Annotated in this window: 11 protein-coding genes and 1 pseudogene; 6 read left to right on the top strand and 6 right to left on the bottom strand. The window is 69.3% G+C overall.

From position 1 onward, the window contains the following. Positions 1–55 precede the first annotated feature (55 nt). Positions 56–1111: a CorA family divalent cation transporter gene (locus OG871_RS02530; RefSeq protein ID WP_371493915.1), complete on the bottom strand. Its 1056-nt coding sequence runs from the start codon at positions 1109–1111 to the stop codon at positions 56–58. Positions 1112–1620: 509 nt separating this feature from the next. On the opposite strand from OG871_RS02530, the gene OG871_RS02525 reads away from it, so the two are divergent. Beyond that, positions 1621–1866: an XRE family transcriptional regulator gene (locus OG871_RS02525; protein WP_371493913.1), complete on the top strand. Its 246-nt coding sequence runs from the start codon at positions 1621–1623 to the stop codon at positions 1864–1866. Positions 1867–1968: 102 nt separating this feature from the next. Then, on the top strand, positions 1969–2307 hold the full coding sequence (locus tag OG871_RS02520; RefSeq protein WP_371493911.1) for a hypothetical protein: 339 nt from the start codon (positions 1969–1971) through the stop codon (positions 2305–2307). 137 nt (positions 2308–2444) lie between these two features. On the opposite strand, the gene OG871_RS02515 is transcribed toward OG871_RS02520, so the two are convergent. Both OG871_RS02515 and OG871_RS02510 read right to left on the bottom strand, forming a co-directional pair. Then, on the bottom strand, positions 2445–3539 hold the full coding sequence (locus OG871_RS02515) for a M20 family metallopeptidase (protein WP_371503200.1): 1095 nt from the start codon (positions 3537–3539) through the stop codon (positions 2445–2447). 246 nt (positions 3540–3785) lie between these two features. After that, complete coding sequence (locus OG871_RS02510) at positions 3786–5393, bottom strand: RICIN domain-containing protein (RefSeq protein WP_371493910.1); 1608 nt, start codon at positions 5391–5393, stop codon at positions 3786–3788. 864 nt (positions 5394–6257) lie between these two features. Here OG871_RS02510 and OG871_RS02505 point away from each other — a divergent pair. The 4 genes from OG871_RS02505 to OG871_RS02490 all read left to right on the top strand — a co-directional run bounded on the left by OG871_RS02505 (position 6258) and on the right by OG871_RS02490 (position 10978). Further along, positions 6258–7103: an RNA polymerase sigma factor gene (locus OG871_RS02505; RefSeq protein ID WP_371493908.1), complete on the top strand. Its 846-nt coding sequence runs from the start codon at positions 6258–6260 to the stop codon at positions 7101–7103. Between the two features lie 321 nt (positions 7104–7424). Then, positions 7425–7796 carry a hypothetical protein gene (locus OG871_RS02500; protein WP_371493907.1) on the top strand — a complete coding sequence of 124 codons (372 nt, stop codon included), beginning with the start codon at positions 7425–7427 and terminating at the stop codon, positions 7794–7796. Beyond that, complete coding sequence (locus OG871_RS02495; RefSeq protein WP_371493906.1) at positions 7796–8203, top strand: ArsR/SmtB family transcription factor; 408 nt, start codon at positions 7796–7798, stop codon at positions 8201–8203. The genes OG871_RS02500 and OG871_RS02495 overlap by 1 nt, the downstream gene beginning before the upstream one ends. A 378-nt stretch (positions 8204–8581) precedes the next feature. After that, the gene (locus OG871_RS02490; protein ID WP_371493905.1) at positions 8582–10978 is read left to right on the top strand and encodes a glycosyl hydrolase family 28-related protein; all 2397 of its coding nucleotides are present in this window, start codon (positions 8582–8584) and stop codon (positions 10976–10978) included. Between the two features lie 76 nt (positions 10979–11054). Here OG871_RS02490 and OG871_RS02485 read toward each other — a convergent pair whose 3' ends face one another. The 3 genes and pseudogenes from OG871_RS02485 to OG871_RS02475 all read right to left on the bottom strand — a co-directional run bounded on the left by OG871_RS02485 (position 11055) and on the right by OG871_RS02475 (position 12530). Continuing rightward, positions 11055–11315, bottom strand: a complete 261-nt coding sequence (locus OG871_RS02485; RefSeq protein WP_371503199.1) for a transposase — start codon at positions 11313–11315, stop codon at positions 11055–11057. Next, positions 11316–11840: pseudogene (locus tag OG871_RS02480) on the bottom strand (winged helix-turn-helix domain-containing protein); the annotation flags it as partial. Between the two features lie 66 nt (positions 11841–11906). Then, positions 11907–12530, bottom strand: coding sequence for a DUF6082 family protein (locus tag OG871_RS02475; protein WP_371493904.1), 624 nt, complete (start codon positions 12528–12530; stop codon positions 11907–11909). Positions 12531–12648 lie beyond the last annotated feature (118 nt).

The raw sequence follows: 12648 nt of genomic DNA, 5'->3' as shown, positions 1-12648 counted from the left end.
CATGCGGCACTCGCCCTCACCGCCGGAACCGATTTCGTGGTGCCCGGGCCCGTGATCACTCGGTGGAGGTGGCCGAAGCGCGTGGGGCGCCGGCGCGTACCTCCGGCTGGGGCGGGGTGTCGTGGCTGCGCCGCCGGCGCAGCCAGATGTAGAGCAGCAGGCAGGGCAGCAGCAGTCCGCCGATGCCGAGGGCGAGGAACGCGGTGAGGCTGGTGACGTTCCTGACCAGCCAGGCGAAGTTCTGCCCGAAGAACCCGACCACGAAGGAGAGCGGGAGGAACACGCTCGCGAGGATCGTCAGCCGCTCCATCGTGGCGGTCTGTCGAAGATTGATCTTGTTCTGCTCGACGGAGATGACCGCGATGTTCGCCTCGAGGACGGTGGCCAGGAGATCGCGTTGGGCGGCGACCTCCTCGTTGACCAGCAGGAGATGGTCGTGCACGTCGCGGAAGTAGGGCAGGAGTCCGGTCGGCGACCGGCCCGGCTGCAGCCGCCGCGCCAGCACGGCGAGCAGCGGGTGCACGGCCCGGTAGAAGTCGGTGGCCTCGCGGCGCAGGAAGTAGATCCGTTCGGTCGGGGCGACGGCCCCGGAGAACACCGTCGCCTCGATCTGCTCGATGTCGCGCTCGAGCTCCCCGACGACGGGTGCGTAGCTGTCGACGACCTGGTCGAGGATCGCCCAGAGCGTGGACGTGCTGCCGGTCCGCAGCAGCTCGGGGCGGCCTTCGAGTCGGCTGCGGGCGCCGGCCAGCTCGCTGGCGATGCCCTGACGCACGGCGATCACGAAGTGTTCCGCGAGGAAGATGCTGATCTCGCCGGTGTCGATCTCCTCCGACTCGTCGTCGTAGCGCGCGGTCCGCAGGATGATCAGTTCTGTGCCGTCCTCGTACTGCTCGGCCTTCGGCCGCAGGTGGAAGGCCTGGGCGTCCTCGACGGCGAGTTCGTGCAGTCCGAAGCTCGCGCGTACCTCGGCCAGTTCCTCGGGGCCGGGTTCGAAGAGGCCCAGCCAGACGAACCCGCCCTGGGCGCAGCGCGCGGCGGCCTGTTCGAGCGGAATCGCGCCTTCGTGCTGGCGACGCCCGTCGCGGTAGTACGCACAGTCGACGATCATGGCCTTCCTCCTTGCGTCGAGCTCGCGTCGAGCCGGCTGGGCCGCCTGTCGCCCCCGGCGAGGTGGTGCCGTTCACGCTTCACCGCAATCGATGCTCCTCCGATCCGTCCGGGATTTCCCCGCGGCCGGTGCGGCGAGCGGCGGACAGCGACAGGCTCGGGTGCCGGGGCGGCTGCACGGCGGCGGCTCAGGGTGTCGACATCGCAGCTCCGGGTGTGCGCGGGGGCCCCGGTGGGGTAGGAGCGCGGTATGAGACAGGACATACAGGATGAAGCGGGCGTAGGGTCGGACACTGGCGCGTCGGTGCTCCGGTCCGCCGAGATGCTGCGGCGCCAGACCGCCGAGGCCGTCGCCCACCTGCGCGAACAGGCCGCCCGCATGCACGCCGGACTGCCACCCGACCCTCGCTCCCAACCTCCCGCGAATGCTGCGGAGGGGAGTTGAACGGCCGCCGCCTCGCCGGGCGTGCGGCCGGATGGCAGGGAACAACCGAAACCAGGAGGTTGCACATGGCCGAGCCGGACCTGTCCCGGTTGCTGCGGGACACCATGCGCCGACGGCGACTGACGCCGCAGGCCGTCGCCGACCTCACCGGCATACGGACCCCACGCATCCGCGCCTGGGCCGAGGACGGAGCCGACGGCCCGATCCGGCCGACCGCCCGGGAACTGGCCGAACTCGCCGACGCGCTCGCCCTGCCACTCGCCGGTGCCGCCGCCGGTTCCAGGGGTTCCCGGCGCGTGGCCGGGCGATGACGGTCGGTGGTTCACGCCGGGCCCTCGCCGCGGCCGTGGGTCTGCCGTCCACCCCGCTCGGGCGCAGGATGAAGTGAGGTGTTTCCGGCAAGGGAGGCGGGCATGAGCCGCGAGTACCACTTCCACCGCGAGCACGCGGGCTTCTCCGTGACGGCCGGGGTGCGTCTCGGTGGGCATCGGGAACTGGAGCTGCTGGTGGACGGAAAGGAGGTGGCCGCCGCGCGGGTCGACGGCCACCGGGCCGAGGTCCGGTCGATGACCACGGTCCTGCCGACGGACCCGCCCCGGCGTATCGACGTCCAGGTGTCCCTGCCCGGCCCGGTCAACGGCGATCCGGCCTGTGTGCTGCTCGCGGACGGTGCGGACGGCGCCAGGCTGCCCATGCCCGCGAGGGACGTGCCCCGCAGGGCCCGGCTGACGGAGGCCTCCTGGTACGGCTGAGGACCGGCTTGCCCGAATAGCGGCAGGGCCGGGTGGTCCGGGCCCTGCCGCAATCAGCTGGTGTCGGCACGGCCGTCGCCGTGTCCCTGCCGTGGCTGATCGATCACCGAATGTGATTCCCTCGGGCAGTGAGTCTCCTAGGCGTCCCGGATCGCCTTCACGAGTCCGGCGACGAGCCTCGCCCGCTCGGCCATGGTGCCGATCACGAGGTATTCGTGGTCGGCGTGGGCTCCGCCTCCGACCGCTCCGAGGCCGTCGAGTGTCGGTACCCCCAGTGCGGCCGTGAAGTTGCCGTCGCTTCCGCCGCCGACCGCTCTGCCTTCGAGTTCCGGAAGCAACCGCTTCGCCGCTGCGAACAGCCCGGCCGACGCCGACTCGGGCATCGGGGGTCGGCCGACGGATCCCTGCACCGAGATCTCCGCCCCTTCGAGGTGCGGAGTCAGCGCTGCGAACGCGGATTCGACGCGTGCCTTCTCGTCGGCGGACTCGACCCGGACGTCGACGATGACGGTCGCCGCCGCGGGGACGACGTTGTCCAGGGTGCCCGCGAACGCGACGGTCGGGGTGACGGTGGTGCCGAGGCCGGGTCGACCGAGCGCTGCGATGTCCAGGACCTGGTGTGACGCTTCGATCAGGGCGTTGACCCCGGCGGCGGGTTCCAGACCCGCGTGCGACGCCCGGCCCGTGACGGAGACCTGGAACGTCCCGCAGCCCTTGCGGCCGGTCTTGAGGGCCCCTCCGTCCGCGGCGCCCTCGAACACGAGGACGGCGCCGCAGGCAAGGGCGCGTTCTTCGATGAGAGCGCGGGACGAGCGCGAGCCGACCTCTTCGTCGGCGGTCACCAGGATCTCGACGCCGGACCGGTCGTCGAGCGTCGCCAGACCGTGCACGGCCTGCACCAGACCACCGAGCATGTCGAAGACCCCGGGGCCGGTCGCATGCCCGCTCTCCACCCTGAACGGGCGGCGCTCCAGGGTGCCGAGCGGAAACACCGTGTCGTGGTGACCGAGGATCAGCACCCTGGGATCGCCGCCGCCCGACCAGTGGACGTGCGGCCCGGCCTCGCTCTCGACGAGCACGGCCTGCCCGCCCAGCCGGCTCTCGATGACCGCGGCGACGGCCTTGGCGGATGCCGCCAAGGCGTCGAGATCACGCGAGGGGGACTCGACCTCGACGAGCGTCCTGAGGTCCTCGATCATCGCGTCGACACTCACGTCGACGCTCCTGTGCATCGTCACCGTGCCAGCGTATCCGGCGCGCCGCGGCGCAGCGGACCGCCCCCGCACCACTGATCGGCGCCTGACCTGCGGGAACAGCGAGCGGGCGGCCCGTCGGCGAGGACGCACACCGGGAGGAGGACGGCAGGTTCGCGGCGGCTGAGGGCGATGCGGTCGGTTCGGTTCGCCAGGTACGGGGACAGCGGCCGACCCCTCGTCGAGTTGTCGATGTGTGGACAAGTCCGCGGTGGGGCGGCGGAGTTACGGTCCCTGGTCGGCGGTGAAGGCGAAACTGGCGGAGTGGTAGTAGTCGGGCAGTTGCGCTATGTAGGTGCCCTCGGACGGGGGACGGACCTTGGTCCACTCCACCGGGCCGAGCAGGTGCGTGGCGTAGTCGCTGGAGGGGACCGGGGGGACGAAGAACAGGCGGAACGCGGTGCCGTCCGGTTCTGGGCTGAACTTCCACAGCTGGACCTCGCGGTCGGACGCGGGCAGACACTCCGCCTGCACGACCTTGACGGTGTTTCCGCCACCGGTGGTGCCGTCGAGGCACCTGCCGGTACCGGTGTTGCGCAGCTGGTAGGTGTTGTTGCCGGCCGCGATGCGTTCCCAGCGCTGGGACGCGTCCTGGCTGCAGGACTGGAGCTCGATGGAGGGCCCGGCAGGGTCCTCTGGGCCGACGCACAGGCCCGACGTCGTGTTGAGGAGGCGGAAGCCGGCCGGTCTGCCGGTGGGGGAGGGGGCGCTGGACGAGGGTGCGGTGGGGGAGGGTGCGGCAGAGGAGGCCGGGGGCGCTGCGACGGGCGCGGTGGGCCCGGCGGTGGTCGGTGCGGCACTCGGCACCGGCGAAGCGGAGACCGCGCCGGAGACGACCGGTGATGTCGTCACCGGGACGGTGACGACGGGGGCGGACGACCTCGGGTGCCCGTCGGGTTCGGGGATGGCCGCGGTGACCGCCACGATGACCACGACCGTCGTCACGGCCGCTCCCGCGCACAGCACGAGCGAGCGCCTGTGGTCGCGGTGCCGGTCATCGGTGGTGGGCGCGGCGGCGTGCCGGGCGGCTGTGGGGGCGGCCGCCAGTGGCAGGGACGTCTGCCCCAGCCCCGGTGGGGCCGCGGCGGGCGGACCGGCCGGCCGCCGCGCGGTCCACAGCATCAGGGCGCCGTACAGCCGGTCGGGGTTCCAGGTGTGGATGGCCGAGAGCTCGGTCCGGGCCCGGCGGCACCTGTCGCATGCGGCCGTGTGGCGGTCGAGGTTCGGGTGGGCCGTCCGGTGCCGGACGGAGTCGCCCATGGCGGCCGCGAGATGGCGGCAGGCCCGGTCGGACGTCTGGGCGAACGCCTGGAGGTATGCCTCCCACAGGCCGTCCCGGGTGGCCGCGGACGGCGGCGGGTTGCCGGGGTTCCCGTGCTCGTCGGCGAAGGCGCGCCACAGTGCCGCCTGCCAGTGCTCGGGCAGGGCCCGCAGCGCACGCAGCATGACGGAGTCCTCCTCGGCGCTCACCGCCGCGGACGCGGGGTCCTCGCTGCCGGGCAGGGCGGCGAGCCAGGCGGTGAAGCCGGCCGAGAGCCGTGCGTCGAGGCCGTCACCGGCCCACCGGGCGGCGGTGAGTCTGACTGCCGATGCCAGGTAGGGGCGCCAGGCCGCGGACGGGCCGCCGCCCTCGCGGACGGCCTGCAGGGTCAGGGCGAAGGCCTCTTCGGCGAGGCGGTGCGCGTCCTGGTCGTCCGGGCAGTACAGGCCGGCCTGGCCGAGAGCGGCATCCTGGTGGCGCGCGAGGACCTCGGCCCTGGCGGACGGGTGGCCGACGCGGATGAGACGGGTGACTCGGGCGTCTGCCGTCTCGCTTGCCATGGGCTCAGGCACGGCTCTCCTCCTGGATGGTGTCGCTGTCGGTCGGCGTCGGCGTTGGGCGCCGTCGCCTGCTCCGGCCGGCCGCAGGCGCGCGAATCAGGTGACGACGGCCCACGTCGGGTTCGGCCGCCTACTCTCTGGTGATCCTGCCGGGGCGGTGGGGATAACGGAAAGTCGCGGACCTTTCTGATCTCCGCCCGGTCGTCCGTCCCGCTCCCTCCCCCTTGAACCGTTGCGGACGTGTGCCACTCGGCCTGAACCGACGCGGTACCGGGGCCGCCCACGGCGGTCGGCCGCCGCCCCGACCTGTGAGAACGGGGCGGGGCGGTGCGTCGGCGCTGCTGGGAGGGCCGAGTCTGAGCAGAACCTTAGGGCATGGTCAGCGGATCCTGTGCACAGCGGTTTCGGTGCCGCGCCGATCCTACGATCAGTCACATCGGTTACCGGCCAGGCCCGTCAAGCCCGGGCGGGAACCGCTTCGAGGAGCCCGGTCCGATGGCAGGCCGTCAAGGATCGGGCCCCCGATCGACGGCGCGTACGCCGGTGGTCCCACCCGCCGGCGCAGCGCGCCGACCGTACCGCGTCCCGGCTCCCGGTCTTCCCCCGCTCCGGAAGGGCCGTCGACGCCCCGGGCGGACCGCAGGCTGCCTCCTGCGGTCCGCCCGGGTCCCTCCGGCAGGAATGAGTGTGCGCAGTGGCAAGTGACCGTCCGAAGAACCGCCGGTGCGGCCTCGGCGCCCACGACCACGCCGACCGACCGGCCCCCGAGAACTCCGCCGCCGACGCCCGCACGAGGTGGGCCGTGCCCGGCACGTCCCGATGCAGGTGCCGCTGCCGAAGCAGTCCGTCCGGGGGAGAGCGAGTGAGGAGCTGTGCATGACTCCCGATCGAGAGTCCTTGGTGGCGGATGTCGCCGCTGCTCAGGCCGGTGACAAGGCGGCTCTGGGCCGCATCATGGCCGCCTTCCTGCCGTTGGTGTACAAGCTGATCGGCCGGGAGCTGGACGGGCATGTGGATGTGGACGACGTGGTCCAGGAGACCATGGTCCGTGTCGTCGACAGGCTGGGCACGCTGCGTGACCCGTCCTCGTTCCGGTCCTGGCTGGTGGCGGTGGCCAAGAACGAGGTCCGGCGGCGCTGGAGCCGTCGGCAGCAGGTGCTGGACCCGGTCGAGCCGGGTGACCAACTCGCCGATCCGCAGGCCGATTTCGTCGAGGTCACCATCCTGCGGCTGGGCATTCTCGATGCCCGCCGCGAGTTCGCGGAGGCCGTCCGGTGGCTGGACCACGAGGACGGTGGCCTTCTGGCGCTGTGGCGGTTGGAGAACGAGGGTGAACTGAGCCGGGCGGAGGTCGCCGAGGCGCTGGGGATCTCGCTCCACCACGCGGGCGTGCGCATCCAGCGGTTGAAGGGGCGTCTCACCACCGGTCGCGCCGTGGTCCGTGCCCTGGCCGCCGAACCCGGCTGCCCGGCGCTCGACGCGGCCACCGCGGGCCGGGACGGCGCGGTGACGCCGCTGTGGCGCAACCGGATAGCCCGGCACATCCGTTCGTGCGCCTGCTGCTGTGGCTACCAGGGTGACCTGATGCCGGTGGAGGTCGTGCTGGCCGGCGCGGCGCTTCGGGGCATGGCCCCGCCTCGGCGGCTGTACTCCGCGGCGTCGCCCGTACTGCCCGCGGCGCGCAGGCACTCCGCCCCGCGCCACGCCGTGAGCGTCGGCTGACGACGCAACTGCGGTGCGGCGGTGGGAGTTTCAGGCCTGGCGGGGGACGCCGCCTCACCGGGTACCCGGCTGGTTACGCGCGGCTCAGCCGCGCCGAGAAGCTCCGGGAGACCGCGGACCTGCCGGTGGAGGAGGTCGCCCGCCTGGCCGGCCACGGGTGCGGAGCCGGCAGGCAGATGCGTCACCCGGTGGCTCGGAGAGGCCGATGAGGCCGCCGCGCCGAGGAGCGGCTGAGGGGCAAGGTACACCCTCGAATCCGTGAATTGCAGAGTTTTGCAATTCGCATGATGCACAGTCAGCTTGCTGACTAGCGTTGCGGTCATGGCACACACAGACGTGGCGTTGAAGGAAGCGATGATGATCGAGGGCGCCATCGGCGTTGCCCTCGTGGACGTGGGCAGCGGCATGGCGCTCGGCACGCTGGGAGGCGGACGGGACTTCGACCTGGCCGTTGCCGCGGCCGGCAACACCGACCTCGTGCGGGCGAAGATGCGCACGATGGAGATGCTGGGGCTCCAGGGCACCATCGACGACATCCTCGTGACCCTCACCAACCAGTACCACCTGATCCGCCCGTTGACCTCGCGCAACGGCAGCGGTCTCTTCCTCTACCTGGCGCTCGACCGCAACCGCGCGAACCTCGCCATGGCCCGCCGGCGGCTGCAGCTGGTCGAGGGCGAGCTCGAGGTCTGATGCCGCAGCCTCCGCTCTACCAGGTCAAGGCGGAGTTCTTCCGGATGCTCGGCCACCCGGTGCGGATCCGCGTGCTGGAGCTCCTCCAGGGCGGGCCGCTGCCGGTACGAGCCCTGCTGGCCGACATCGGTGTCGAGCCGTCCAACCTCTCGCAGCAACTCGCGGTCCTCCGACGCTCCGGCATCGTCGTCTCCACCCGGGAGGGGCCGGTCGTCCTCTACGCCCTCGCGGGCGGCGACGTCGCCGATCTCCTGCGCTCGGCCCGGCGGATCCTCACCGTCCTGCTCACCGACCGCGAAGGTCTGCTGGACCAACTGCGTGAGCCGGAAGCGCCCGCAGACATCCCCACCGGGGCAGGCGCCCTTCCGGAATGGGCGGCAGGCCAGGGCGCCGATCTCCCACGCTGACACCACTGATCGGCCCACCCGCCCCGCGCCCGGCTCGCTTCGGGCGCGGGGCGGCGGCCTTTCCCCTCACGCGCGGGGCCGGCGCGGGCCGGTCCGCGGCCCCGGGCACCGGATGCCCGCGGCGAGCAATTATCGATTCCGCTCAATGCCTTCAGTGGGTGAGTACGGATGGTGACCGCGGTTGGGACGGCCGTCAGGCCTTGCCGATCTGCGCAGGCTGGCGCTCACACCTAGCGTGGAGGTATACGGGGCTGGGCACGAGGCAGTACTGCCGAAGAGTTCCAGACCTTCGCCCCCGAGGTCGAGGTGCTCGCGCGCTTCGGCCGCGCTCCCGCCGAGCCTTCCGACCGACGTAGCCTCGACGGAAGGGACGTTCTGATGGACATCGAAATTGTGCGAGCCGCACACCCGATCAAGGCCGGCCAGGTGGTCCACACCACAGGATCACCGATCACCCCCACTCCCCCTGCTGTCAAACCGATCACCGTCACTGTCCCCGCTGTCGAGGAGTTGCATACCATTCCGTTCTTCGGGGTTGCGCTGGAGTCGGCGAACGACCCCGGAGACAGCGTCAAAGTCCAAATAGGCGGTGCTCTCAGCGAACACCTGGGCCGCGGTAGGTTCGGCGCGGTTGGCATCAACAGTTCGGGACAGCTCGTCCGCGCCGGGGATAGAGAATGCGTAAGCGCTCCGAACTGGATTGGTGACTGCGATGATTCGGGCACGGTGACAATCCGGCCCCGCCGCGACACGCGGCTCAGCGTGCTCGACTTCGGAGCGATGGGAAACGGCAAGGACGACGAGCGCGCCGACGACACGGACGCGATCCAAGGTGCTCTGGACTGCGCGATGCGACTCGGCGGCACTACTGACGGCAAAGTCGTCTACCTTCCTCCGGGGGACTACCGGATCAAAAGGCCTCTCGTCATTTCGAACGGTTGCATTCTGGAGGGAGCCGGCCTTGCTCGTGGCGATGAAACCAGTCGCATATTAGCAGATGTGAAATCCGGAGATTTCAACCTCTCCACTCGTACCGGAATCGGTAAAGTCGGAGGGGAGCGGGAGGGGGAGACCGTTTACTGCGCAATTGCCCTGGTGGGCTATGAGACCGGATCGGCCATGAAGCCCCCTCGCGGTCGTGCGGACTACAGTGCGCTTCGTCAGTTCGCTCTCCATTCGATCCCCGCTCAAGGGAGGCATCTCCCCCCCTTCCCGGTCCATCAGGCCCCACAGATGGACGGTGTGCGAGTCATGGCGACGGGCGCATTCATCGAGAGAATGAGCGTTGTCAGCTTCAGACGCAACGGAATAGAGGTATCCTCGACCGAAATCGCTCCAACGGTTAACGTCGGCCTCGTTCAGATACGTGACTGCCTCCTTACCAGCAATGGCGAGCACGGGCTCGACATCGGCAGTCTGGGCAACAGCAACGCCAGTACCATGCTGGTGATGGACGTTTCCGCCACGGACAATGGGCGCGATGGAATTCACGACCATTCGTACTTGGGCTGCACCTTCGTTTCGTGTCACACGGCAGGAAACCGTCACCGAAACTACAGTTGTGAAAACAACGCTCCACAGTACGCCGTGTACATCGGCTGCTATGCCGAGGAGGATGCACCGTCCGTGTTCAAGGGTGGGAGTATCGCTGTAGTCGGCGGGGACATGGATATCACCTCGGACTCAACATACTGGGGCTATGGAGCTTACAACAAGGGGCCTTCCACCCTCAAAGTGGCAAACAATTATTCCAAATATCCCAGGTATTGGATCACCAAGGCGGGGGTTGATATCGAGGAGGGTGAGCTGCAGACGCCCGGGAACGGATACGTATATCGAGCAGTTCACGCCGGGCATACTTCTGGAAAGAATGGCAAACCCCCCGACGGTATGCCTGATTTCCCGAAGGGGATCGGACAGACGATCGAAGAGCTCGATCGGCTGGTATGGAAGTGTGAGGGTGAATACAGGACTGAGGTCTCAACGTTCAACAACCTTGGGAGTGCTGCGGATTCCACGATCATTCAGGATTACGGCTCTGTCACGCCGGACGGCCAGGGGACGTCCCTCTTCCGTATCCAAGTCCAGACAGCTCCCGACGCTATCAAGGGCAGGATTGAAACGTCCCTCGTACACCCGGCGGATCGCCACACGTACTATCAAACCGCGTACGAAAACGGCCCGGTTCCCGGCGCGCTGATGCTTCCGGAAGCCTGGATTGGAAACTACGTCCACGGTGAGCGGAGAATCGCTGTTGTTCATGGCGGAACTCCCTGGAATGTGCCTGTCGGTAGCTGCAACTTCTACAGCCCGGGTGATCTGCTCCTCAATGCCACCGGAGCGACCGCGCGCCAAGGCGAGATCGGCTGGGCGGTGAAGGCTCCGTGTGGAAGGCGGTCAGCGGCTTCTGCCTGGGCTCACGGGACGCACTACCGCATAGGGGAAATCGTCAGGCCGGCGAACCTCAATGGCTTCGTGTATCGACTGGTCGCCTACACCGGTGGCCCGTCGAACCAGCTGCGCAAGGTCTCCGGCGAGCAGGAGCCACAGTCCTGGCAACAGCCGGGGCCGGGGCAGAGTGTGGGAGGCCTGACCTCCGACCATCACCTTCAATGGCAGACGATCTATGACTTGGATGCAAAGCCAGGGCTCATCGAACCGCTTCCTCAGCGCGCGACAGGACAGTCGGACTCGAAAGCGACGGACATTGCCCAGCTGAAGGCGGATTTCAACGCACTTCTCGCCAAGATGAGGTCGGCGAACCTCTTGGAATGAGCGCAGGCGGCCGGAACTGGTCGGTTGTGTCGTTGAGCGGGCATACTGGCTACTGAACTTGAATTGGTGATGTCGGTCAGCCGTCCATGATCAGGCCGGTGCCGGCCAGGCCGCCGTCGACCAGGTCCAAGCAGTACTGGATCTGCTTGAGTCTGCGCTTCACGGCGCGGGTGACCTGGTCGAGGTTGGCTGCGGCGAGGTTGCCGATGTCGACCCTGACCAGCGACCAGAGTCTTTCCTGCGGATTCAAGTCTGGTGAATAGCTTGGCAGTTGGAAGACTGTGAGCCAGTCGGCGTGGTCGGCGATGAACTCGCGCAGCGGTTCGACCAGGTGCATGCGGAGGCTCGAAGACGATCCAGGCGCCACGAGCCGCCGCGGTGCTTCTACACGCGGCCACACCTCCGTCTTCCACAGCGCCACCGCCGCGTCGTCGCGCTCGATCGCCCGGCGGGCCGGCTGCTGCCACGACCAACCGTGCCGTTTGAGCAGCCGCCACGTGCCCTCGACCGTGTAGGGGACGTGGAACAGCCGGCCGATCAGCGTCTTCACCCGGGCCAGCGTCCAGCGTTGATCCGCCCAGCCGTGAGCCAGCGGACCACGCTCCAACTCCCTTGCCAGCCTGGCGATCTGCTTATCGCTGAGCCTCGGTCGCCCTGGTGAGCCCGTCGACGGGACCCCGGCCTGACCCCGCTCGCGCCATTGGTGACGCCACCGCTCCACCGACCGCTCGCTGGCCCGCAACGCGGCAGCGATCTCCCGGTTCTTCTGCCCGCTCTCGAAGCGTTCCACGGCCTGCAGCCGGACCCGCTCCCGCGCGGCCCTCCCAGCGTCGGTCAACCCGCCGCCTTGCGCATATCTCACGCTCCAGGGCTATCGGAACGGCTCGTCCGACGTCAGGCGCACCGCTGCGGCATCACCCAATCCAGTTCAGTAGCGTCGGCCGCGCAGGGCCGATCCGGCTACCAAGCCGGCGCCCAGGCCGATCAGGATGCCCACCGGCGTGCGCCACGCGCGCGATGTCCCCGAAGCGGCTCCGCCAGACGGGCTGGATGTCACGATTGAGCGAGTCGGTGGCGCGGCGGCGGCAGCACGATCGTGCTCCTCGCCAACGATGGTCAGGAAGTGGCGCCCGCGACGACTTCCGGACGCGCTGGCGATCCAGGAGGTACCGGCCCTGCTCCAGTAGGTTCGCCCGGCCTCTCCGGTGAACATCCCGGCGAGCATGTCTCGCAGCAGGCTCTCGGGAATGGTCCCGACTTCGAAGCCCATCCACGCGTAGTTCATCATCAGATCGGCATAGACGTGCTGCTTCTGCTCATGAGGATCGGCGATGTCCATGTCGCCCCAACAGGGCTGGTAGAGCGGCATGTCGTCGAGTTCCATGCGGACCAGTTCGAGGTAGTAACTACGGATCGCCTGGACCTGGTCCGCCCTGCCCTGCCGGTTCTGGACGAGCAGGGAGGCGGCGACACCGGTCAGCGCCAGCGCCGAGACGATCGCCGACGTGAAGCCGTACGCCGCACCGATCTGACCCAGCTGGTTCCAGTCCACTCCCTTGGAGTCGGAGACTCCTGCAGCAGAAAAGGCGACAACAGCACCGCGGCCAGCGCGCCCGCCCCGGCAGCTACAAGTCCCAGAACTGCACCTGTCCGGCGAACCAGCAGACGTG

The sequence above is a fragment of the Kitasatospora sp. NBC_00374 genome (assembly GCF_041434935.1).
Taxonomy (GTDB): Bacteria; Actinomycetota; Actinomycetes; order Streptomycetales; family Streptomycetaceae; genus Kitasatospora.
This window is presented reverse-complemented; position numbering and strand designations above follow the sequence as displayed.

Coding starts and splice junctions, on each gene's coding strand:
- OG871_RS02530 (WP_371493915.1), bottom strand. CDS start 1,111: ATGATCGTCGACTGTGCGTACTACCGCGACGGGCGTCGCCAGCACGAA.
- OG871_RS02525 (WP_371493913.1), top strand. CDS start 1,621: ATGGCCGAGCCGGACCTGTCCCGGTTGCTGCGGGACACCATGCGCCGA.
- OG871_RS02520 (WP_371493911.1), top strand. CDS start 1,969: ATGAGCCGCGAGTACCACTTCCACCGCGAGCACGCGGGCTTCTCCGTG.
- OG871_RS02515 (WP_371503200.1), bottom strand. CDS start 3,539: ATGCACAGGAGCGTCGACGTGAGTGTCGACGCGATGATCGAGGACCTC.
- OG871_RS02505 (WP_371493908.1), top strand. CDS start 6,258: ATGACTCCCGATCGAGAGTCCTTGGTGGCGGATGTCGCCGCTGCTCAG.
- OG871_RS02500 (WP_371493907.1), top strand. CDS start 7,425: ATGGCACACACAGACGTGGCGTTGAAGGAAGCGATGATGATCGAGGGC.
- OG871_RS02495 (WP_371493906.1), top strand. CDS start 7,796: ATGCCGCAGCCTCCGCTCTACCAGGTCAAGGCGGAGTTCTTCCGGATG.
- OG871_RS02490 (WP_371493905.1), top strand. CDS start 8,582: ATGGACATCGAAATTGTGCGAGCCGCACACCCGATCAAGGCCGGCCAG.
- OG871_RS02485 (WP_371503199.1), bottom strand. CDS start 11,315: ATGCACCTGGTCGAACCGCTGCGCGAGTTCATCGCCGACCACGCCGAC.